This is a genomic window from Pseudomonas sp. EA_15y_Pfl1_P101, from assembly GCF_963970835.1.
In the GTDB taxonomy this organism is placed as follows: domain Bacteria; phylum Pseudomonadota; class Gammaproteobacteria; order Pseudomonadales; family Pseudomonadaceae; genus Aquipseudomonas; species Aquipseudomonas tritici.
In genome coordinates this window covers 295,860-317,577 of record NZ_CAXAPA010000006.1, presented here as the reverse complement: position 1 = coordinate 317,577, position 21,718 = coordinate 295,860, and the positions used below count along the sequence as shown (strand labels likewise).

The 21,718-nt window shown below is 60.7% G+C and carries 20 protein-coding genes; 9 read left to right on the top strand and 11 right to left on the bottom strand.

Annotated elements, in window-relative coordinates; translation table 11 throughout:
• Positions 1–307: 307 nt before the first annotated feature.
• Positions 308–1,384 (bottom strand): S-methyl-5-thioribose-1-phosphate isomerase, encoded by a 1,077-nt coding sequence (mtnA, locus tag AACY36_RS12360; RefSeq protein ID WP_339497163.1) that lies wholly within the window; start codon positions 1,382–1,384, stop codon positions 308–310.
• 108 nt (positions 1,385–1,492) lie between these two features.
• Here mtnA and AACY36_RS12355 point away from each other — a divergent pair, with 108 nt between their 5' ends.
• The 4 genes from AACY36_RS12355 to AACY36_RS12340 all read left to right on the top strand — a co-directional run bounded on the left by AACY36_RS12355 (position 1,493) and on the right by AACY36_RS12340 (position 5,099).
• Positions 1,493–2,824 carry a TRZ/ATZ family hydrolase gene (locus tag AACY36_RS12355; RefSeq protein ID WP_339497162.1) on the top strand — a complete coding sequence of 444 codons (1,332 nt, stop codon included), beginning with the start codon at positions 1,493–1,495 and terminating at the stop codon, positions 2,822–2,824.
• A gap of 64 nt (positions 2,825–2,888) precedes the next feature.
• The gene (ubiG, locus tag AACY36_RS12350) at positions 2,889–3,587 is read left to right on the top strand and encodes a bifunctional 2-polyprenyl-6-hydroxyphenol methylase/3-demethylubiquinol 3-O-methyltransferase UbiG (protein WP_017734479.1); all 699 of its coding nucleotides are present in this window, start codon (positions 2,889–2,891) and stop codon (positions 3,585–3,587) included.
• 4 nt (positions 3,588–3,591) lie between these two features.
• Complete coding sequence (mupP, locus tag AACY36_RS12345) at positions 3,592–4,263, top strand: N-acetylmuramic acid 6-phosphate phosphatase MupP (RefSeq protein WP_339414827.1); 672 nt, start codon at positions 3,592–3,594, stop codon at positions 4,261–4,263.
• 95 nt (positions 4,264–4,358) lie between these two features.
• On the top strand, positions 4,359–5,099 hold the full coding sequence (locus AACY36_RS12340) for a YciK family oxidoreductase (protein ID WP_339497161.1): 741 nt from the start codon (positions 4,359–4,361) through the stop codon (positions 5,097–5,099).
• Between the two features lie 75 nt (positions 5,100–5,174).
• Here AACY36_RS12340 and AACY36_RS12335 read toward each other — a convergent pair whose 3' ends face one another.
• The 6 genes from AACY36_RS12335 to AACY36_RS12310 are packed head-to-tail and all read right to left on the bottom strand — an operon-like array spanning position 5,175 to position 11,338.
• Positions 5,175–6,689 (bottom strand): ABC transporter substrate-binding protein, encoded by a 1,515-nt coding sequence (locus AACY36_RS12335; protein ID WP_339493346.1) that lies wholly within the window; start codon positions 6,687–6,689, stop codon positions 5,175–5,177.
• A gap of 35 nt (positions 6,690–6,724) precedes the next feature.
• Positions 6,725–7,696: an ABC transporter ATP-binding protein gene (locus AACY36_RS12330; RefSeq protein ID WP_339414830.1), complete on the bottom strand. Its 972-nt coding sequence runs from the start codon at positions 7,694–7,696 to the stop codon at positions 6,725–6,727.
• Positions 7,693–8,649 carry an ABC transporter ATP-binding protein gene (locus tag AACY36_RS12325; protein ID WP_339414831.1) on the bottom strand — a complete coding sequence of 319 codons (957 nt, stop codon included), beginning with the start codon at positions 8,647–8,649 and terminating at the stop codon, positions 7,693–7,695. Before AACY36_RS12325 ends, AACY36_RS12330 begins: the two co-directional genes overlap by 4 nt.
• On the bottom strand, positions 8,646–9,503 hold the full coding sequence (locus AACY36_RS12320; protein WP_339414832.1) for an ABC transporter permease: 858 nt from the start codon (positions 9,501–9,503) through the stop codon (positions 8,646–8,648). Before AACY36_RS12320 ends, AACY36_RS12325 begins: the two co-directional genes overlap by 4 nt.
• Positions 9,500–10,447: an ABC transporter permease gene (locus AACY36_RS12315; protein ID WP_339497159.1), complete on the bottom strand. Its 948-nt coding sequence runs from the start codon at positions 10,445–10,447 to the stop codon at positions 9,500–9,502. Before AACY36_RS12315 ends, AACY36_RS12320 begins: the two co-directional genes overlap by 4 nt.
• A 3-nt stretch (positions 10,448–10,450) precedes the next feature.
• Positions 10,451–11,338 (bottom strand): proline iminopeptidase-family hydrolase, encoded by an 888-nt coding sequence (locus AACY36_RS12310; RefSeq protein ID WP_339414834.1) that lies wholly within the window; start codon positions 11,336–11,338, stop codon positions 10,451–10,453.
• A gap of 184 nt (positions 11,339–11,522) precedes the next feature.
• On the opposite strand from AACY36_RS12310, the gene AACY36_RS12305 reads away from it, so the two are divergent.
• Together AACY36_RS12305 and AACY36_RS12300 are read left to right on the top strand one after the other, a co-directional pair.
• A complete protein-coding gene (locus AACY36_RS12305; RefSeq protein WP_065889502.1) occupies positions 11,523–12,287 on the top strand; it encodes a LuxR family transcriptional regulator in 765 nt (254 codons plus the stop codon).
• A 91-nt stretch (positions 12,288–12,378) separates the two neighbouring features.
• Positions 12,379–13,311 carry a proline iminopeptidase-family hydrolase gene (locus tag AACY36_RS12300; RefSeq protein WP_339414835.1) on the top strand — a complete coding sequence of 311 codons (933 nt, stop codon included), beginning with the start codon at positions 12,379–12,381 and terminating at the stop codon, positions 13,309–13,311.
• 625 nt (positions 13,312–13,936) lie between these two features.
• Here AACY36_RS12300 and AACY36_RS12295 read toward each other — a convergent pair.
• Complete coding sequence (locus AACY36_RS12295) at positions 13,937–15,439, bottom strand: nucleobase:cation symporter-2 family protein (protein ID WP_339428398.1); 1,503 nt, start codon at positions 15,437–15,439, stop codon at positions 13,937–13,939.
• Between the two features lie 158 nt (positions 15,440–15,597).
• On the opposite strand from AACY36_RS12295, the gene AACY36_RS12290 reads away from it, so the two are divergent.
• On the top strand, positions 15,598–16,431 hold the full coding sequence (locus AACY36_RS12290; protein ID WP_339428397.1) for a nucleoside-binding protein: 834 nt from the start codon (positions 15,598–15,600) through the stop codon (positions 16,429–16,431).
• Between the two features lie 42 nt (positions 16,432–16,473).
• On the opposite strand, the gene punC is transcribed toward AACY36_RS12290, so the two are convergent.
• Positions 16,474–17,658 carry a purine nucleoside transporter PunC gene (punC, locus tag AACY36_RS12285; RefSeq protein ID WP_339414838.1) on the bottom strand — a complete coding sequence of 395 codons (1,185 nt, stop codon included), beginning with the start codon at positions 17,656–17,658 and terminating at the stop codon, positions 16,474–16,476.
• A gap of 122 nt (positions 17,659–17,780) precedes the next feature.
• On the opposite strand from punC, the gene punR reads away from it, so the two are divergent.
• A complete protein-coding gene (gene punR, locus AACY36_RS12280) occupies positions 17,781–18,704 on the top strand; it encodes a DNA-binding transcriptional activator PunR (RefSeq protein ID WP_339414839.1) in 924 nt (307 codons plus the stop codon).
• Here punR and AACY36_RS12275 read toward each other — a convergent pair.
• Positions 18,676–19,854 carry an aspartate aminotransferase family protein gene (locus AACY36_RS12275; protein WP_339414840.1) on the bottom strand — a complete coding sequence of 393 codons (1,179 nt, stop codon included), beginning with the start codon at positions 19,852–19,854 and terminating at the stop codon, positions 18,676–18,678. The two genes, punR and AACY36_RS12275, sit on opposite strands and share 29 nt — an antisense overlap.
• A 102-nt stretch (positions 19,855–19,956) precedes the next feature.
• On the opposite strand from AACY36_RS12275, the gene AACY36_RS12270 reads away from it, so the two are divergent.
• Complete coding sequence (locus tag AACY36_RS12270; RefSeq protein ID WP_339414841.1) at positions 19,957–20,862, top strand: LysR family transcriptional regulator; 906 nt, start codon at positions 19,957–19,959, stop codon at positions 20,860–20,862.
• On the opposite strand, the gene AACY36_RS12265 is transcribed toward AACY36_RS12270, so the two are convergent.
• Entirely contained in the window at positions 20,859–21,482 is a 624-nt protein-coding gene (locus AACY36_RS12265; protein ID WP_339428394.1) for an HAD family hydrolase, read from the bottom strand. The genes AACY36_RS12270 and AACY36_RS12265 overlap by 4 nt on opposite strands.
• Between the last annotated feature and the right edge of the window lie 236 nt (positions 21,483–21,718).

The following is a 21,718-nucleotide window of genomic DNA, read 5'->3' as shown; positions in this document are numbered from 1 at the left end:
ACGGATCTGCACGTTATAGGCCACCGCTTGGGGCAGCCCTGGAAACCGCCGGATGTTATCACAATCGCCGCCACGCACCTATCCCCCTGATGCGCATGGAGCATAGTAAGTTGACGGATGACAGGCTTGAGGGGGACGAGAGGGGCTCAGAAGTGGGGTGGTGCTATTTTTCGAGCGTGGATCCAAGGATTTTATTGACTTAAATGGCCAATCGCAGGCAAGCCAGCTCCCACACGTAGATCTGTGACCATTATCCAAGGTGGGAGCTGGCTTGCCTGCGATAGCAATCGGACAGGCGCCAAAGCCCTCAATGCAACCGCTTACGGCACATCAACCTGGCCAATTTGGCCGTATCCGGCCGCTCAACGACGCCTTTCTCGGTCACGATCACATCGATCAGATCAGCCGGCGTCACATCAAACACCGGGTTATAAGCTGTCACATCGGCCGCGAAACGCTGGCCCGCAACTTCCAGCAGCTCACCCGCATCACGCTCTTCCAGCGCAACGTCATCGCCAGTGGCCATCATCCTGTCCAGCGTCGAACTCGGCGCCACCACCATAAAACGCACGCCATGATGCATCGCGCACACCGCCAGCTGGTAGGTGCCGATCTTGCCGATCACATCACCATTGGCGGCGATGCAGTCGGCACCGACGATTACCCATGTCACGCCTTTGGTCTTCAGGATATGTGCACCGGCCGAGTCGGCATTCACCGTCACCGGGATGCCCTCGCCCGCCAGTTCCCAGGCGGTCAGGCGCGAGCCTTGCAGCCAGGGCCGGGTTTCATTGGCGTAAACCTGTTCGACCATGCCTTCCAGATAGGCCGCACGAATCACGCCAAGGGCCGTACCGACACCACCGGTCGCCAGGGCGCCAGCGTTGCCATGGGTGAGGATTGCCTGGGCATTGCCCTGGTGCTTGCGGATCAGCTCAACGCCCAGTTGGGCCATGGTCAGGTTGGCTTCGCGGTCGCTTTCGTGGATCGCAATCGCCTCGGCTTCCAGCACCGCCAGCGGATCGGCGTGCTTCTTGACGCGGTCCAGGCGGTCGCGCATGCGCTTCAGTGCCCAGAACAGATTCGACGCGGTCGATCGGGTATCGGCTAACAATGCGTAGTCTTCTTCCCATGCGGCCTGCCAATCACCGCCTTCGGCGATCCGCTCGCGGGCCGCCAGCACCAAGCCATACGCAGCACTGATACCAATAGCCGGCGCACCGCGTACCACCATCGAACGAATGGCTGCAGCCACCTCATCGACCGTAACGCAGGCCACCCAGCTTTCCCGGGACGGCAAGGCACGCTGGTCGAGCAGGTACAGCGCGCCATCACGCCAATTGATGGCCTTCACTTTCTCCGCTGCCAACAGTCGATCGCGCATCCCTTACTCCGCACTCATGAACAAAGCCGCCGATTATAGCGATCCGCCAGCCAGGACGCTCGGGTATACTTCGCCCTTCTTTTATAGCTGCCTGGGAAGAAGCCTGCGATGACCGCCACTGCCGCCCCGCTCGACTTGTTGTTGCTGCCAACCTGGCTGGTACCTGTCGAACCTGCCGGCGTGGTGTTCAAGGAGCATGGTCTGGGCATCCGCCATGGGCGCATTGCCTTTATCGGGCCACGGGCCGCGGCCTTGAAGCTTTCGGCCGTTGAGGTGCGCGAACTGCCGGGCATGCTGCTCAGCCCCGGCCTGATCAACGCCCACGGGCATGCGGCGATGAGCCTGTTTCGCGGCCTGGCCGACGATTTGCCACTGATGACCTGGCTGGAAAAACACATCTGGCCCGCCGAAGCCAAGTGGGTCGATGAAGCCTTCGTACGTGATGGCACCGACCTGGCCATCGCCGAACAGCTCAAAGGTGGCATTACCTGCTTTTCCGACATGTACTTCTACCCCAAGGTCGCCAGTGACTGCGTGCACAACAGCGGCATGCGCGCGCAGATCGCGATTCCGATCCTCGACTTCCCGATCCCCGGCGCCAGCACCGCCGATGAGGCGATCCGCCAGGGTGTCGAGCTGTTCGGCGACCTCAAGCACCACCCGCGCATCAAAATCACCTTCGGCCCGCACGCGCCCTACACGGTGTGCGACGACAACCTGGAAAAAATCCGGGTAATCGCCGAGGAGCTGGATGCAGCGATTCATATGCATGTTCACGAAACCGCCTTTGAAGTGCAGCAAGCGGTTGAGCAGACCGGCGAGCGCCCCCTGGCACGCCTGGGTCGACTCGGCCTGCTGGGCCCGCGCTTCCAGGCCGTTCATATGACCCAAATCAGCGAGGACGACTTGGCTTTGCTGGTAGAAAGCAACACCAGCGTCATCCATTGCCCGGAATCGAACCTGAAACTGGCCAGCGGCTTTTGCCCGGTGGAGCGGTTATGGCAGGCTGGCGTCAATGTGGCCATCGGCACCGATGGCGCCGCCAGCAACAATGACCTCGACTTGCTGGGCGAAACCCGCACCGCCGCGATGCTGGCCAAGGCCGTCGCCGGTTCAGCCACCGCGCTGGATGCCCACCGCGCCCTGCGCATGGCGACGCTCAATGGCGCGCGGGCCATGGGCCTGGAAAGCGAGATTGGCTCGCTGGAAGTGGGCAAGGCGGCGGATATGGTCGCCTTCGATCTGTCGGGGCTGGCGCAACAACCGATCTACGATCCGGTCTCACAACTTATATATGCCACCGGACGCGATTGTGTGAAACACCTTTGGGTCGCCGGCAAGCAGTTGCTCGACGACCGGCAATTGACCTGCATGGATGAACAACAGTTGACCGCCACGGCCATTGCCTGGGGCCAACGCATCAGCGGGCACAGCGAATAACGCCGGTTTTGAACCCTGACGTTCAGAAACGGCCAACCGATTTATCAGATTTAGAGGATTCACCATGAGCAACGTCGACCACGCCGAAATCGCCAAATTCGAAGCCCTGGCTCACCGCTGGTGGGACCGCGAGAGCGAGTTCAAACCCCTGCACGACATCAACCCGCTGCGCGTCAACTGGATTGACGAGCGCGTCAACCTGGCCGGCAAGAAGGTTCTGGATGTAGGTTGCGGCGGCGGCATCCTCAGCGAAGCCATGGCGCAGCGCGGCGCGACCGTGATGGGCATCGACATGGGCGAAGCCCCATTGGCCGTGGCCCAGTTGCACCAGCTGGAATCCGGCGTCAACGTCGAATACCGCCAGATCACCGCCGAAGACCTAGCCGAAGAAATGCCCGAGCAGTTCGACGTGGTCACCTGTCTCGAGATGCTCGAGCACGTGCCGGACCCGTCCTCGGTGATCCGCGCGTGCTTCCGTATGGTCAAGCCGGGCGGCCAGGTGTTTTTCTCCACCATCAACCGCAACCCCAAGGCCTACCTGTTCGCGATCATCGGCGCGGAATACATCATGAAGCTGCTGCCGCGCGGCACCCATGACTTCAAGAAATTCATCCGCCCGTCCGAGCTGGGTGCCTGGAGCCGCCAGGCCGGGCTGACCGTCAAGGACATCATCGGCCTGACCTACAACCCGCTGACCAAGCACTACAAGCTGGCCAGCGATGTCGATGTCAACTACATGATCCAGACCCTGCGCGAGGAGTAAGCCTGTGAAGTTGCGAGCGGTTCTCTTCGATATGGACGGTACCTTGCTGGACACCGCGCCGGACTTTATCGCCATCTGCCAGGCCATGCGCGCCGACCGCGGCCTGGCGCCGATCAACGACCAGCACATCCGCGATGAAATCTCCGGCGGTGCGCGGGCGATGGTCGCCGTGACCTTTTCCATGGACCCGGAATCCCCAGGTTTTGAAGAATTGCGCTTGGAGTTCCTCGATCGCTACGTCAAGGGCTGCGCGATCCATAGCAAACTGTTCGATGGCATGGCCGAGTTGCTCGAAGACATTGAGAAGGCCCATCTGATCTGGGGCGTGGTCACCAACAAGCCGCTGCGCTTTGCCGAGCCGATCATGCAGCAACTGGGCCTGGCCGAGCGTTCGGCCCTGCTGATCTGCCCGGACCATGTGAAACACAGCAAGCCGGACCCGGAGCCGATGATCCTGGCGTGCAAGATGCTCGGCCTGGACCCGGCCAGCGTGTTGTTCGTGGGCGATGACCTGCGCGATATCGAATCCGGCCGTGATGCCGGCACCCGCACGGCGGCGGTCACTTACGGCTACATCCACCCGGACGACAACCCGCGTCATTGGGGCGCCGATGTCGTGGTGGATCACCCGCTGGAGCTGCGCAAGGTGCTGGATAACGCGCTGTGCAGTTGCTGATTGTTTGCCGCCCCTGCAAACACTGAAGCCAGCTCCCACAGGAATTGGATTCCACATTGAGAGCTGTATCACCTTGAATTCTGTCGAGGCTATTTATGTTTGATTACTCCGCACGTCCAGAACTGCTCAAAGGCCGGATAATCCTGGTGACCGGTGCCGGTCGCGGGATTGGCGCGGCGGCGGCAAAAACCTACGCCGCCCATGGCGCGACCGTGCTGCTGCTGGGCAAGACCGAGGCCAACCTGGCCCAGGTCTACGACGAAATCGAAGCCGCGGGCCACCCGCAACCGGTGGTGATTCCGTTCAACCTGGAGACTGCCCTGCCCCATCAATACGATGAGCTGGCCGCGATGATCGAGAACGAATTCGGCCACCTCGACGGCCTGCTGCACAACGCGTCGATCATCGGCCCACGCACGCCGATCGAGCAGTTGTCCGGTGAGAATTTCATGCGCGTGATGCACGTGAACGTCAACGCGATGTTCATGCTGACCAGCACCCTACTGCCGCTGCTGAAGCTGTCCCAGGATGCGTCGGTGGTGTTCACCTCCAGCAGCGTCGGGCGTAAAGGCCGGGCGTATTGGGGGGCTTACGGTGTGTCGAAGTTTGCCACTGAGGGCCTGATGCAGACCTTGGCCGACGAGCTCGAAGACGTGGCGGCGGTACGCGCTAACAGCATCAACCCGGGCGGTACGCGCACCAGCATGCGGGCCCAGGCGTACCCGGGGGAAAACCCGATCGAACGGCCTGCGCCGGAAGAGATCATGCCGGTGTATTTGTACCTGATGGGGCCGGACAGTGCGGGGATCAATGGGCAAGCGTTTGACGCGCAATAATATCTGACACAACACAGAACCAAATGTGGGAGCAGCGGTGCGACCGCCGCTCCCACATTGGTATTGCAGCGCTCTTTAGTTTTTCACCACCTCTTCGAGAGTGAAACGGCCCAGCGGGTTTTGCAGGAAGTTGCTAACATTTTTGCGTGAGATGTTGATGTACGGGCTGTAGTACAAGTCGATCCAGTTCACGTCCTGTTTCGCCAGTTTCTGCAGTTCGACATACATCTGCTCACGCTTGGCCGGGTCGGCCTCGATCCGCGCGGCCGCCACCAACTCCTTGACCTTGTCGTTCTTGTAACGGGTCATGTAGTTCTGGTTGGTGTCATGGCCCAGTACGAAGGTGGTCTTCTGGTCCGGGTCGAGGATGTCGTTGGTCCAGTACATCACCGAAATATCGTATTCCCCGTCCACCAGCATCTGCCAGCTTTGGGTCGGGTCGACCTTTTGCAGGTTGGCGGTCACGCCGACCTTGGCCAGCTGGTCCTTGATGATCACCGCAATCTGCTCGTCGGCTTCGTTGCCGGCGTTGACCACGTAGTTAAGCTTCAAGTCCTTGGCACCCGCAGCCTCCAGCAGCTTCTTGGCGGCCGTCGGGTCATACGGGCGTTGCAAGTTGTTGGCGTAGTGGAACAGCGAGCCCTTCGGGATGTATGAATAGGCCACGGTGCCTTGACCGTAAGTGGCGGCTTTCACCAGCGATTGTTTATCAATGGCCATGTCCAGCGCCTCGCGTACTTCATGCTTGGCCAGCAGGCCGTGAGCGTGGTTGATCAACAGGTGATCTTCGCGGGTGGACGGGTCGGAGTGGATCACCACGTTCTTGTCTTTCTTCAGCTCTTCAACCCGCGAGAACGGTACGAAGATCGCTGTGTCCAGCTCGTCGTTCTGCACCATGCGCATGCGTGTATTGTCGTCGGTGACGGAGACCCACTCCACGCCATCGAGGCTGACGTTCTTGGCCTGCCAGAAGTTCGGGTTCTTTTTCAGGATGACGCGATCACCCTTGCGCCACTCGTCTACGGTAAACGCGCCGGACGTCACCGGGTTTTCCGAGTAGGCGTCTTCACCCATTTTGGTCATGGCCTTTTCCGACAGGATCGACACCGTCGGCGACGCCAGTTGCGAGAGAAAAGCGACAGCCGGCGTCTTGAGGGTGACCACCAGGGTTTTCGGATCGGCCGCCTTGGCGGTGTTGATCAAGTTGAACGGATCAGCCCACAGCGAGGCTTTGTTGTCGCGGATACGCAACAGGCTGAACGCCGCATCCTCAGCGGTAATCGGCGAGCCATCCGAGAACTTCGCGTCGCGCAGCTTGAAGGTGTAGGTCAGGCCATCCTTGGAAATATCCCAGCTTTCTGCCAACCCCGGCTCCATCTTGGTGCCCAGGTTATCGACGCGCACCAGGGTGTCGTAGACGTTGGCGAATACCCACGTGTCGCGGTTTTGCGCGCTTTTGATCGGGTCGAACGTGGTGCTGTCCTCGCGGCAGCCGATGGTCAGGACGCCGGCGGCGTGTGCCAACCCAGCAGTCAGGGACCAAGCGGTCAACGTAGCGGCGGCGAGCAACTTCAAGTGGCGCGTTTGCATATCACAACTCCTTGTTAATGAATGGCAGGTAAGGGTCAAAGCAAAGGTTCTTCAAGCACGCAACTGTATCGATGCTCGTGCAGGAAATGCGTTGGCGGCAACACCTCGGAACACATGGCTCGAGCGTGCCGGCAACGCGGGTGAAAGGCGCAACCGGTAGGCAAATTCAGCGGGCTGGGTGGCTCACCCGGCAAGGGCTCCGTAGGCAACGGCCGATGCGGATCAATCTCTGGAATCGCCTGGATCAAGGCCGCCGTGTAAGGATGCCGTGGCGAAGTGAAGACCGCTTCCACCGGTCCTTCCTCGACAATCTTGCCCAGGTACATCACCGCAACGCGGTTGCACAGGCGCCGCACGATGGCCAGGTCATGGGCGATAAACAGGATCGCCAGGTTCATACGCTGTTGCAGTTCCAGCAGCAGGTTGATGATCTGGCCCTGGATCGACACGTCCAGCGCCGCCACGCATTCATCGGCGATGATCAGCCGTGGCTCTACCGCCAATGCCCGGGCAATGCCGACGCGCTGGCATTGGCCGCCACTGAGGGAGCCGGGTCTGCGGCTGGCGAGTTCGGGGCGCAGCCCGACCAGGTCGAGCAGCTCGTTGACGCGAGCGGGGATCTGATCCGGCGCCACCTTGCGCTGCACGCGCAACACTTCGGCGATGGTTTCACCGATGGTGTGGCGTGGATTCAGTGCGGCGTACGGGTCCTGGAAGATCATCGCGGTTTCATGGCGCAGGCGAGTGATATCGATGGCGCTGCCGTGGGCCATGTCGATGCCGTCAAACAACACCTGTCCGGCGCTGATCGGGTTGAGGTGCAACACCGCCCGGCCCAAGGTGCTCTTGCCGCTGCCGGACTCGCCGACCAACCCCAGGGTTTCACCCGCCGCCAGGTCCAGCGACACGCCGTTCACCGCCCTCACCCACTGCTTGTTCAGGCCGAACAACCCCGTGCCGGACGCGGCAAACTTCACCTCAAGGTCCTTGATCTGCAACAGGCTCATGGGTGCGCTCCCAAAGGGTAATGACAGGCGACTCGCGCGCCTTCCGGCAGCACCTCGGTGCACAAGGCGCCGACCTGCGGGCAACGCGGGTTGAACCGGCAGCCGGCGGGCAAGGCGTCCAGCAACGGCGGCTGCCCGGGAATCGTGCGCAGCAAGGCGTGGCCGCTGCTGTGGGCGGGCTGGCAGTCGATCAGGCCAGCGGTGTACGGGTGTTGCGGATGCGCCAGCAGTTCGTATTTGCTGCCGTGTTCGCACAGGCGCCCGGCGTACATCACGGCGATGGCGTCGCAGGTTTGCGCAACCACGCCGAGGTCGTGAGTGATCATGATGATCGACAGACCGCGTTTATCACGCAGCTCCAGCAGCAACCGCAGGATTTGCGCCTGCACCGTTACATCCAGGGCCGTGGTCGGCTCGTCGGCAATCAGCACTTTCGGGTTGCAGCCCAGCGCCACCGCGATCATCGCGCGCTGGCGCATGCCGCCGGAAAACTCGTGGGGGTAGTTGTCGACCCGCGCTTGGGGATCGGGGATGCCAACCTGGCGCAACACCTCGATGGCTTGCAGCCGCGCGTCTTTTTTCGACACGCCTTGGTGCAGGCGAATGCCCTCGGCAATCTGCTCGCCGATACGCATCAGCGGGTCGAGGTGGCTGCTGGGGTTCTGGAAGATCATGCCCAGTTGGCCGCCGCGCACGGCACGCATGCCGGCGTCATCGAGTGGCAGCAGATCCTGGCCGGCCAACCGAACCGCGCCACCTTGCACGCGCAGCGCAGGCGACGGCAACAGGCGCATCAGGCCGCGACACGCCATGGTCTTGCCTGAGCCACTCTCCCCGACCAGGCCGAGGATTTCACCTTCAGCCAGGTCGAAGGACACACGGTCGACCAGGGTTACATCACGCCCGGTATTGTTGGCAATCACGCTGAGGTCGCGTACTTGCAGCAGGCTCATGAGCGATCCCCCAGCACTTGCGCCACGCCATCAGCCAGCAAGCTGAAGCCCATGGCCAGCGTCACGATGGCCAGCCCCGGAAAGGTGCAGATCCACCAAGCGGTTGTGATAAAGGCTTGCCCCTCGGCCACCATCGTTCCCCATTCGGCGGTCGGCGGTTGAACGCCCAGGCCCAGGTAGCTCACAGCGGCGCCATTAAGCAGTACCAGCACCGCGTCAGACATGGAAAACACAATCGAGCCGAACATCGCATTCGGCAGCAGATGCCGGAACAGAATCCGCCCGTGACCAAAGCCCAGGCTCTTGGCGGCCAGGGCGAAGTCGCTCTCCTTGAGCACCAGGATCTGCGAGCGGATCAGCCGCGCGTAAGACACCCAACCCACCAGCGCCATGGCGATATAGAAGCTCTTCAAGCCCGGACCGAGGATGGCCATGATTGCCAGCATCAGCACCAGGAAGGGGAATGCCAGAATCACATCGATCAGGCGCATGCAGAAGCTGTCGAAACGCCCACCGATATAGCCTGAAACCGCGCCGACAAAGGTGCCGATCAGGAACGGGAAGATCACCCCAACGATCGCCAGTTGCAAATCGATGCGCGCGCCCCAGATCACCCTCGAAAGAATGTCTCGACCATAGTTGTCCGTGCCGAATGGATGGGCAAGGTTTGGGCCGAGCAAACTGAAGTCCGTGTTTTGCGCAATCGGGTCATAAGGCGCGATCCACGGCGCAAACAGCGCCAGCGCCAACCACAGCAGCAGAATCAACAAACCCCAGGCAGCGGTCAGCCGGCCGTTGCGAAAACCAAACCGCAGACGCAAACGCCATGGCGCAATCAAGGGGCGAGTGCTCATTGCATCTTCACCCGTGGGTCGAGGGCGACAGTGGCCACGTCAGCCAGGAAGTTGACCACCACGGTCGCGCACGCCAGCACCATGGCCACGCCCTGCACGACCATGTAGTCGCGCGTGAAGATCCCGCGCACCAGCAACTGGCCGATCCCGGGGATGGCAAACAGGCTTTCGATCACCACCGTGCCGCTGATCAACCAGCCGATATTCACCGCCAGCAGGTTGACGGCCGGTACCAGCGAATTGGGCAGCACATGGCGGCGAAACACCGCAGCTTCCGACAACCCGCGCGCCCGGGCGGCGGTGACGTGGTCGGCTTGCAACTCCATCAACATGCTCGCCCGCAGGTTGCGCACCAGCACCGCCGACAGGGCCAGGGCGATCGTCAGGCACGGCAGAACCATGTGGTGCGCCTTGTCCAGCCAGGTCCGCCCGTAACCCGATACCGGAAACAGCCCCCACTGCACACTCAGCAACAAGATCAACATCAAGCCCAGCCAGAACGCCGGCATGCCCAGGCCGACCGTCGTGAACACGCGGATCAGCTTATCCGCCCAGCCACCTTTGTTACGCGCGGCCACGGTGGCCAGCGGCATCGCGATCAGCAGCGCCAGCACCACGCTGCCGAGCACCAGCACCAGCGTCGGCTCGATGCGCGTGACGATCAGCTTGAGCGCGTCGACCTTGTACAGCAGCGATTGACCGAGGTCGCCCTTGAGCAGGTTTTTCAGGAAGTAGAAATATTGCAGCCACACAGGTTGGTCGAGGCCGAACTGGGCGCGGATTTTCAGCAAGGCGTCGGGCGTGCTGCGCGAACCCAGCAGCGCGCGCGCCGGGTCGCCGGGGATCGAGCGCACCAGCACAAAGGTGATCAGGCTGATGCCAAACAGCACCGGCAGCAATTGCAGCGGCCGGGACAGCACAAAACGATAACGTGCCAGGTTCATCCGTCAGCCTCGGTGACGCGTGAGGAAGTCCAGCAACACCGGGAAATACGCCTGGGGTTCCTCATAAAAGGGCATATGGCTGCTGTTGGGAAATACGTGCAATTCGGCGTGTTTGGCCGCCATCTTCATGCGCAGGGCGCAGGCCGGGGTGAGTTCGTCGTGCTGGCCGGTGGTGATCAGCATGGGCATCTTGAACGCGGCCATCTCAGGGATGCGGTTCCAATCCTTGAGGTTGCCGATGTAGAGGAATTCGTTGGGGCCCTGCATGGTTTCGTAGGGGCCCATGTTCCAGTCGTCGAGGGAACGCTTGACCGGCGCGGGCCATTCGTCGAGACGGCACACGTGGCGATAGTTGAGCAAGGTGATCGCGGCCTGGTACTGCGGGTGGTCGAGGGTGCCCATGGCTTCATGGCGTTGCATCATCGCCACGGTTTCGCTGCCAAGGGCGCCGCGCAGGCGTTCCAGTTCCTGGGACAGGTGTGGAATGTCACCCACGGTGTTTTCGAGGATCAGGCTTTTCAGCACATCGGGGTAATGGATGGCGTATTCGATACCGAGCCAGCCGCCCCATGAATGCCCGAGCAAATGCACGCGGCCCAGGCCCAGTGCCTGGCGCACGGTTTCGACTTCTTCGACATAACGGCCGATTTCCCACAGCGAAACGTCGGTCGGTCTGGCTGATGCGCCCGTGCCAAGCTGGTCGAATGCAACCACTCGCAGGTTATGGTCTTTGAGCCAGCCATGGGCGTCGCGCAAGTAGTCACACGGCAGGCCGGGCCCGCCGTTGAGGCACAACAGCACCTCATCGCCTTCGCCGAAGCTGTAGACCACGAGGTCATGGCCGTCGACTTGCACGTTGTACTGCTGGTCGGGGGCAATTTCACGCCACATGCATACATTCCTTGTGTTGTGTCGGCCTGGCAGGTAGCGGCCGTTTATCAGGCCAACACTACCGAGGATGCCGCGCGTCCATAACCTAGCATTTCTTATAGGTTTGGGCCTGGCAGTCCTTCGCCGGGGCGTGGCATTCTACTTGCAGCAAGTCGAGATTCAAATGAATTCGGGAGCAGAACGGATGCTGGCCAAGCTGACTGCCTTAAATCACCGTCTGATGCCGGGCAGGAGCCTGGATGAGCAGATGGACAACACATTCATCCTCGCCCAGCAGTTGGGTTTCGATGCACTGGTGTATGACTACACCCCGGTGCCAATCGACCAGGATGGTGCATTGATCACCCCCTCGGTGCTCGAACTGCGCAATACCCCGCCGGGCTGGCATAGCTTGTGGTGCAGCGAAGGGTTCTACCAGATCGACCCGGTGCAACACCTGGCCCTGAGCACGGTGTCGCCGTTTGTTTGGTCCTACGACATCAAGGCCGATACCCCTCTGCAAAAGATCATCGATCCCTGCCACGCCCCCGTTTCATCCTATCTGCACGACCAACAACTGACCTGCGGCGTAAGCGTGCCCATTCACCTGCCCCGTGGCGGCTTCGCCTCGCTGACCGGCCTGCGTACCGGTAAAGCCGGCAACGTCCTGCAGGATGCGCAGCAGACCTTGTCGGATTTCAGCCTGATTTCCCACGCCCTGCAGGAAGCGGCCTACCCGCTGTTCAGCAAAGAGCTGCGCACTTACCCGCATATCCACCTGACCAAACGTGAACGCGAGTGCCTCAAATGGGCCGCCGACGGCCTGACCGCCGCTGAAATCGCCACGCAATTGAGCCGTTCACTGGCGGTGGTCACCCTGCATCTGGCCTCGGCAATGCACAAGTTGGGGGCCAAGAATCGCGTACAGGCGGTGGTGCGCGCCACCCATTACCGCCTATTGGAAGACTGACCCCTCGGCAAAACCTAGCTGTTTTGCTAGTTACTTAAACTTCTTCCACGCTTTATCGTGTGCCTGATCATTTTTTCAGAGCAGGTACGAAATGGAATTCATCGAAAAAATCCGCGAAGGGTATGCGGCGTTTGGCGCCTACCAAACCTGGTTCCGCGTCACAGGTGACCTCTGCAGCGGCCGCACGCCCCTGGTGGTTATCCACGGCGGCCCCGGATGCACCCATGATTATGTTGATGCGTTCAAGGACGTCGCCGCCAGCGGCCACGCCGTGATCCATTACGACCAACTGGGCAACGGTCGCTCCACCCACCTGCCCGAAAAAAATCCGTCTTTCTGGACCGTGGGCCTGTTCCTGGAAGAACTGAACAACCTGCTGAATCATCTGCAAATCAGCGATAACTACGCGATCCTCGGCCAGTCCTGGGGCGGCATGCTTGGCAGTGAACACGCGATTTTGCAGCCTAAAGGCTTGCGTGCCTTCATCCCGGCCAACTCGCCGACGTGCATGCGCACCTGGGTCAGCGAAGCCAACCGCCTGCGCAAATTGTTGCCCGAAGGCGTGCATGAAACCCTGCTCAAGCATGAAGCCGCCGGTACCTACCATGACCCGGAATACCTCGCCGCCTCGCGAGTGTTCTATGACCATCACGTGTGCCGGGTCAACCCGTGGCCGGAAGAAGTGGCGCGCACGTTCGCCCAGGTCGACGCAGACCCGACGGTGTACCACGCGATGAGCGGCCCAACCGAGTTCCACGTGATCGGCAGCTTGAAGGACTGGAAATCCATTGGCCGCCTGTCGGCGATCAATGTACCCACTCTGGTCATTTCCGGTCGCCATGACGAGGCCACGCCGCTGGTGGTCAAACCGTTCCTGGATGAGATTGCCGATGTGCGCTGGGCGCTGTTTGAAGACTCCAGCCACATGCCCCATGTGGAAGAACGCCAGGCGTGCATGGGGACCGTGGTGAAGTTTTTGGACGAGGTGTGTTCAGCGCAGTACAAAGAACTCAAAGCTGGCTAAATCAATGTGGGAGCTGGCTTGCCTGCGATGACCATAGGTATCTACACATTTTTGAGGACTGTGTTAAACCTGTGGCGAGGGAGCTTGTTCCCGTGGCGACCTGATAGTCGATCGAGCCTTATCAGGTGTAAATCGATCACAGTGTGGGAGCGGGCTTGCTCGCGAAGGCTATGTGTCAGGCGCTAGAGTTTTTTGGTCGGGGAACATATCCATTGCTGCGGTAACGGCCTCCTAGGGTTCCGCTCTTACAGCGGGTCACTTTTGGAAGGACCCAAAAGTAACCAAAAGGTCCTCGCCCCACCACTCGGCACCTCGCCCAGGCTCGGTGTGCCAGAACGCAGGCTTGAATCCGTGGGCCGCCGCAATGGGCCATCCTTGGCCCAGTGCGGCTAACCCGGCGTCCTGCCGTGTTACCCACGGATTCAAGCCTGCGTTCGGCCAGCGTGGTTGACGGGGCGCCTGAGATCAAAATCACAAGCCAGATCAAAAGCCAAAGCGGCATCGCAGCCAAATTTGGGTATCGACCAATATTTGTGTAGATACCTATTCTGCGATGACGGCGGTGAATTCACCCTTGCTATCTATCGCAGGCAAGCCAGCTCCCACACTGCCCCCCTGTTCGGCGTCAGACCTCGGTGGTTTCTGTCTTCGGCGCTTTCCTCGCCACATCCGCCACCAACGGAATCTCCTTACCCTCGGCATCAAACAATTTGCCGCCCCTGAAATAGTCCCCTTCACGCAGTGATGACACATCTCGGGCGCTCAAACTGCGGTCTGTGCCTGCCACAAACACCGACTGCTGGTCCGAGTTACCAGCGGTGAAGTGGTTGAACGCCAGGTTCAGCAGGATCGCCATGATCGCCGACGAACTGATCCCCGAGTGAAAGATGGTCGCGAACCAGCTGGGGAATTGATCGTAAAAACTGGGCGCCGCGATGGGGATCATGCCAAAACCGATGGAGGTGGCAACAATGATCAGGTTCATGTTGTTGCGGTAGTCCACCTTGGACAAAGTGCGGATACCACTCGCCGCCACGGTACCGAACAACACAATCCCCGCCCCGCCCAGTACGGATGTCGGCACCGCCGCAATCACCCGCCCCATGAACGGCAACAAGCCGAGAATCACCAGAAACAGCCCGCCCGTGGCCACTACAAAACGGCTCTTCACCCCGGTAACCGCGACCAGACCGACGTTCTGGGCGAAGGCGCTCTGGGTGAACGAACCAAAGATCGGCGCGAACATACTCGACAACATATCGGCGCGCAGGCCGTTGCCCAAGCGTTTGGAATCGACCTTGGTGTCAATGATCTCACCCACCGCCAGGATGTCCGCCGAGGTCTCGACCAAGGTCACCATCACCACGATGCACATGGAGATGATCGCGGCCACATGGAAGGTAGGCATGCCGAAATGGAATGGCGCAGGGAAGCCGAACATCGGCCCCTGGGTCACCCCGGAGAAGTCAGCCATGCCGAGGAACACCGCGATCACCGTACCGATCACCATTGCCAGTAGGATCGACAAACGTGAAATGGTAGCGCTGCCGATTTTGCTCAGCAGCAACACCAGCACCAGGGTCAATGCCGCCAGGCCGATATTGGGCATGCTGCCGAAATCCGCAGCGCGACTGTTGCCGCCCATGGCCCAGCGCGCCGCGACCGGCATCAGGGTCAGGCCGATGGTGGTGATCACAATGCCCGTGACCAACGGCGGGAAAAACTTGGTAATCCGAGAGAACACCGGGGTTATCAGCAACCCGATAAGCGACGCGGCCATCACCGCCCCGAGAATCGCCGGTATCCCGCCGGCGCCATCACTGCCGACAATCGCCACCATGGTCGCCACGCCAGCAAACGACACGCCCTGCACCAGCGGCAACTGACACCCAAATAACGGCAGGCCCAAGGTCTGCAACAGCGTGGCCAGGCCACCGGCAAACAACGATGCGGCAATCAACAAGCCGATATCCGCCGGCGACAACCCGGCCGCCTGGCCGACGATCAACGGTACCGCGACGATGCCGCCGTACATGGTGAGTACATGTTGCAGGCCGTAAGCCATGTTAGCGGCGACGCCGAGATTCTCATCTTCTGGCCGCTGCGGTGACGCCTTCGGGTTAGTCATGGTGAGGGGTTCTCTGTTTTTGTTGTGCGGTCACTGTATGCAATGTCCGGACTGGATGTCCATAGAGTTGTATACAATCACCCGAACAAGTTACCCTCCGCCGGCGTTACAAAAACAATTCGGCCGTGATGAGCCAGAACGCCAAAGGACCCAGGACAATGAAAAAGGCATTACAGGGCGCCACCGTTGCACTCACCCTGCTCGGCGGCGGGGAGGCCGTCGCGGTGGAATGGATGAACAACAGCGTAGGGTTTCGCTACGGCCAGCAGTTCACCAATCCGAATAACCCCAACGAATTCAGCAAGCGCATCTACAGCTTCACCCACGCCAGCGGCTACCGATACGGCAGCAATTTCCTCAACCTCGATGTGTTCCTGTCCGACAGCCGCGACCCGCGCAAGGGCACTGATCATGGGGGGAGTGAGGTGTACGCGGTGTACCGCCACCAGCTGTACGCATCGCGGGTATTCGATGTGCCGCTGGGTACCGGCCTGGTCAAGGATTACGCGCTGACGTTGGGCTTCGATGCCAACCGCAACAACAACTTCGCTTCAGCAAAAAAACGCGCGCTGGTGATCGGCCCCACCTTGAAGTTCAACACCGTCGGTGTGCTGGACCTGAGCCTGATGTACTACAAGGAGAGGAACCACACCGGCATCCCCGGTGCGCAGGAGTCGAACCACACCTTCGACGATACCTACATGCTCAACCTGACCTGGATGCGACCGTTCGAGATCGCCAATCACGCGGCGAAATTCCAGGGTTTTATCAATTATGTCGGGGAAAAAGGTGAGGACTACCACGGCCGCGACACCGCGCCCGAAGCCCTGATGCGCACGGCGCTGATGGTGGCGGTGCGACCGGGTAAGAATGTGAAGCCAAACCTGTATCTCGGGGTGGGTTACGAGTACTGGCATAACAAGTTCGGCGTGGACGGCGGCCGGGGTAGCCGCACATCGACGCCGACGGTGAATCTGGAAATCACCTTTTAATACCTGAAGCAATCCGATCAAGTGTGGGATCCGACTGTCACTTCAGGCTTGTGCCAGTGCCGAATTACCCTTTTTGGGCCGCGCCAACCAGTACCCCAGCACCGCCAGCGGCGCGGTTGCCAGCATCACGATGGCGGTAATCAGGAGCGGCTGGTCGATCATCGATGACACGATCAAGCTGCCGAGAAAGCACAGACCCAGTTGCAGGGTGTTTTGCAGTGCCGCGGCTTTGCCGGAATTTTCCGCAAACGGCATCAGCGCATTCGCCACCACGATGGGGTAACTGGCACCGTTGACCAGGGCCATCAAGCAGAACGGCATCAGCAAGGTGGTCAGCGTCGGCACAGTCAAGGTGGCAACCAGGTACAGCGCCACCATGCTGATGCAATACGCCAGCAGCAACCATGGCAATAGCGTCTTGCCCTGAAAATGCTGCAGCGCGCTGCGGCAACTGTAGCCACCCACCAGAAACGCTAATGTGGGCAGCAGATAGCTCAGGCCGATGTCATTCGGGCTGTAGCCCATGTCGCCAAGGATGAAAGGCGAAGCCGTCAGCCAGGCGAAGAAGCTGGCCGAGCACGCGGCGAAGATCATGACGTTGCCGGTAAACACGCGAGAAGTCAGCAACTGCCCGTAGCCGAGGCGCGAAGGCTCGCTCTTCTCTGCCTGACCTTTCGGCACGGTGCGCAGGAACAATGTCGGCAACAGCAACAACAACGACACCCCCAGCAATACGCCGAAGATCGCCTGCCAGCCAAAATGATTCAAAACCATTGCGCCCAACAGCGGCGCCAACGCCGGTGACAGCGACATCAGCGGCATGATGCTGGCGAACACGCGGTGAGCCTTGTCGGCCGGGTAACGGTCGATCACCAGGGCCTGCCAACTCACCGCGGCGGCACACACGCCAATCGCCTGCATAAAGCGCAGCGCCAGCAGTTGCGGCGCCGTCTCGACCCAGAACATGCCTGCGCAGCCCAGCACAAACAGGCTCAGGCCTGCGAGCAGGATCGGCTTGCGCCCCAACCGGTCCGACAGCGGCCCCCACAGCAACTGCCCCACCGCAAAGCCGGCGAGGAAAATACTCAAGCTGGCGCCCACTGCACCGGCGCCAATCTGCAACTGCTCGCCCATCGCGCCGAACGCTGGCAAATACATGTCCATGGCGAGATAACCGAGCATGCTCAGCCCCGCCAGATACCAAATGAAACCAAAAGAATTTTTCATTGAAGCCTTGTTAATCTTGCCATCAAACTATTTGCTGACTGGCACCCATTATGAAGCTGACAGTTTCTGTGTGAAGCGATAATAATTGGACATTCTTATCAATAAATTTGAAGGCAGCCGCTATGTGGTCCGAATACTCCCTGGATGTTGTGGATGCCGTGGCGCGCCATGGCAGCTTCAGCGCCGCGGCCCAGGAGTTACACCGGGTGCCGTCGGCCATCAGCTACACCGTGCGTCAGCTCGAGGAGTGGCTGGCGGTGCCACTGTTCGTGCGACGCCATCGGGATGTAGAACTGACACCTGCCGGCCGTTTATTTATAGACGAGGCCCGGAGCGTGATGAAAAAAATGCTCGGCACGCGGCGGCTGTGCCAGCAGGTGGCCAACGGCTGGAGCGGCCAACTGAAGGTGGCGGTGGATTCCATCGTCAAACCCCAGCGTTGCCGACAGTTGGTATTGGATTTCTATCGGCAGTTTCCCGAGGTGGAATTGCTGCTGGAATACGAGGTGTACAACGGTGTGTGGGATGCCCTGGCGGATGAGCGCACTGACATCGTGATCGGTGCCACCAGTGCAGTGCCAGTGGCCAGTCACTTCACTTTCCGCGACATGGGCTTGTTGAACTGGCTGTGCGTGGTCAGCGCGCGGCACCCGTTGGCGAGCGTCGAAGGGTTGCTGAGTGACGACCAGCTGCGCCCCTTCGCCTCGCTGTGCATGACCGACACCTCACGCAACCTGCCCAAGCGCGACACGTGGACCCTGGATAACCAGCGGCGTCTGGTGGTGCCGAACTGGGCCTCGGCGATCGATTGCCTGCGCGATGGCCTGTGCGTTGGCATGGCGCCGGCGCATCAAGTGCTGCCGTGGATCGAACGGGGCGAGTTGGTGGCGCTGCAATTGAGCCGGCCGTTTCCGGCCAGCCCGTCGTGTGTGGCTTGGGCGCAGAGCAAACTGTCCCCGGCCATGGCGTGGTTGTTGGAGTACCTGGGAGATACTGAAACCATGAACCAGGAATGGCTCAATGGGCCTGACCCAGTAACCGGGTGATGGCGCGCACGATCATCTCGACTTCCTTGGCATCCAGGGTCAGCGGCGGCAGCAGGCGAATGACCTTGCCCCGCGTCACGTTGATCAGCAGGCCGTGTTCCTGGGCCGCACGCAGAGCCAGGTCGCGGTAAGGACTGGCCAGCTCTATACCGATCATCAAACCCAGCCCGCGAATCGCCAGCACGTGCGAGTGCTCACTCAACTCCACCCGCAACCGCGCGAGCAAGCGCTCACCCTGCTGCGCCGCGTTCTGCAGCAAGCCTTGCTCCTCGATAATGTCCAGCACCGTGCAACCCACCCGACACGCCAATGGGTTGCCGCCGAAGGTGCTGCCGTGACTGCCCGGTGTAAACAATTGCGCCACGGCGGACCGTGCCAGGCAGGCGCCGATGGGTACGCCATTGCCGAGACCTTTGGCCAGGGTCATCACGTCCGGGAAAATGCCTTCATGCTGGAAGGCAAACCAGGTGCCCGTGCGGCCGATGCCGGTCTGGATCTCATCCAGCATCATCAGCCAGCCGTGGCGTGTGCAGTGATCGCGCAGGGCTTTGAGGTAGCCAGGCGGCGGCGGCAGTACGCCACTTTCGCCCTGGATCGGCTCCAGCAGGACCGCCGCGATGCGCGTGCCAAACGCTTTTGTGACCGCCTCGATCGCGGCGATATCACCAAAGCTCACCTTGAGAAAGTCCCCCGGCAAACGCTGGAAGCCCAAGCGCACCGATGGCCCATCGCTGGCGGCCATCGTGCCCAGCGTACGGCCATGAAAGGCATTTTCCATCACCACCACCAACGGCGCTTCGATGCCTTTTTTCCAGCCATGCAGCCGCGCCAACTTCAGCGCTGTTTCGTTGGCCTCGGCCCCGGAATTGTTGAAAAAGGCACGGTCCAGGCCAGACAACTGGGTGAGGCGCTGGGCCAGCTTCTGTTGCCAGCCAATGCTGTAGAGGTTGGATGTATGCAACAGCAAACCCGCTTGTTCGCTGATCGCCGTCACCAGCCTGGGGTGCGAGTGGCCGACATTGGTCACCGCCACTCCGGCCACCGCATCGAGGTATTCGCGGCCCTGCTGGTCCCACAAGCGTGTGCCCAGGCCACGGGTAAAACTCAGGGCCAAGGGTTGGTAAGTGGTCATCAGGCAGGCGGCGGTCATGGTGCGGGCTCCAGTACTTCGTTGTGATGGCTGCAGTATCGTTAGCCACCTGAGCTGGATAAACTGTGCATTCGTGCAATGACTTTAAATCAAGGCTTGATAATGGACCTGTTCCAGGCGATGTCGGTGTACGTTAAGGTGGTCGAGACCGGCAGCATGACCGCAGCGGCTCAGGCCTGCAGCATGTCGACCACCATGGTCGGCAACCACCTGCGAGCCCTGGAACAGCGACTGGGCGTCAGCCTGCTCAAGCGCACCACGCGCAAACAAAGCCTTACGGAATTTGGCGGGCAGTATTATCAGCGCTGTCTGGAAGTGTTGGGGCTGGTGGCCGACTCCGAGCAGCTCGCCGAGCAAGCCAACAGCGACATCCCCAAAGGCACCCTGCGCATCACCGCCCCACCCGTGTTCGGTACCGAACAACTTACACCGGCCTTGAGCGAATTTTCCCGACGCTACCCGCTGATCAACCTGTACGTGGTGCTGAGCAATGAGCGGATGGACCTGGTCGACAGCGGCTTCGATGTCGCGATCCGACTTGGCGAACTGGAAACCTCCAGCCTGATCGCCAGGCCGATGCAGGCCTACACCCTCACGCTCTGCGCGTCACCGGCCTACCTGGCGAGACGTGGCACGCCGCAGACGCCCGATGACCTTCGCCAGCACGACTGCCTGGCGTTCGCCTACCCGGCAAGTGACAACTGGCGCGACACCGACAAACTGTGGCGCATGACCGGCGATGGCGTCGAGGTGGAGGTTCCGGTGTCCGGCTCGTTGACCATCAACAGCTCGCAAGGCTTGCGCCAGGCGGCTGTCAACGGCATGGGCATCATCATGCTGGCCGATGCACTGGTGCAGCCGGATCTGGAGAGTGGCAAGCTGGTGGCCTTGTTAACCACTTATCGACTGCCCAGCCGCCCGATGCACCTGCTCTACGGTCAGGACCGTTATCGCTTGCCCAAGTTACGCGCCTTCGTCGATTTCGCTATGGAAAAGTGGGCACGCTAGAAGCCCACGCCCAACTCACGCAATCGCGCGGCAGTGCGCTCAGCCGATACGTGGTGGATACCTTGCCAACCGAGGGCGACGGCCGCGTCGATATTGCCGGCGACATCATCGATAAACACCACTTCAGCCGGCTGGATATTCGGCAGGTGGGCCCGTACCTGGCTGAGGCTGGCATGGTAGATCGCTGCGTCAGGCTTGATCATCTTCAGTTCGCCGGACACCACAATGTTGCGAAAGTACTGCAGGAACGGGTAATTGGCCCGTGCATAGGGGAACGTCTCGGCGGACCAATTGGTGAGTCCGAACAGCGGCATATCAACATGGTGCAACGCCTTGAGGATCGCCACGCCTTCCGGTAGCGGGCCGCGCAGCATCTCGTGCCAACGGTCGTAATAGGCTTGGATCAGACGCTCATGATCCGGGTACTGCTCGATCAGGCTGCGGGTGCCTTCAGCCAGTGTGCGACCGGCATCTTGCTCGGTGTTCCAGGCCTGGGTGCAAATGTGCTCAAGAAACCACTGCCGTTCGTGATCGTCGGCAATCAGCTTGCGGTACAGGTGCTGCGGGCTCCAATCGAACAGGACACCGCCGAAATCAAAAACCACTGCGCGAATTGTCATACGTCCCTCCCCTGAGTGTGATGCGCCAGTCTCGCATGCCAGCGAAACCACGCCGCACGTAAACAAGCGTAGGACAGCTCTGATAATTTCACGGGTCGCGCACAGCAAAAAAATGGCGGAACTGATAAAAACGGCCAAGGACAGTGGCTATCACGTGCCACTCAATCCACTTTGGGAGAGAGAAGTGGTCGGTATCAAGCGCTCTGGTTTCACCCATGCCCAAGAGCGGCTGGCGT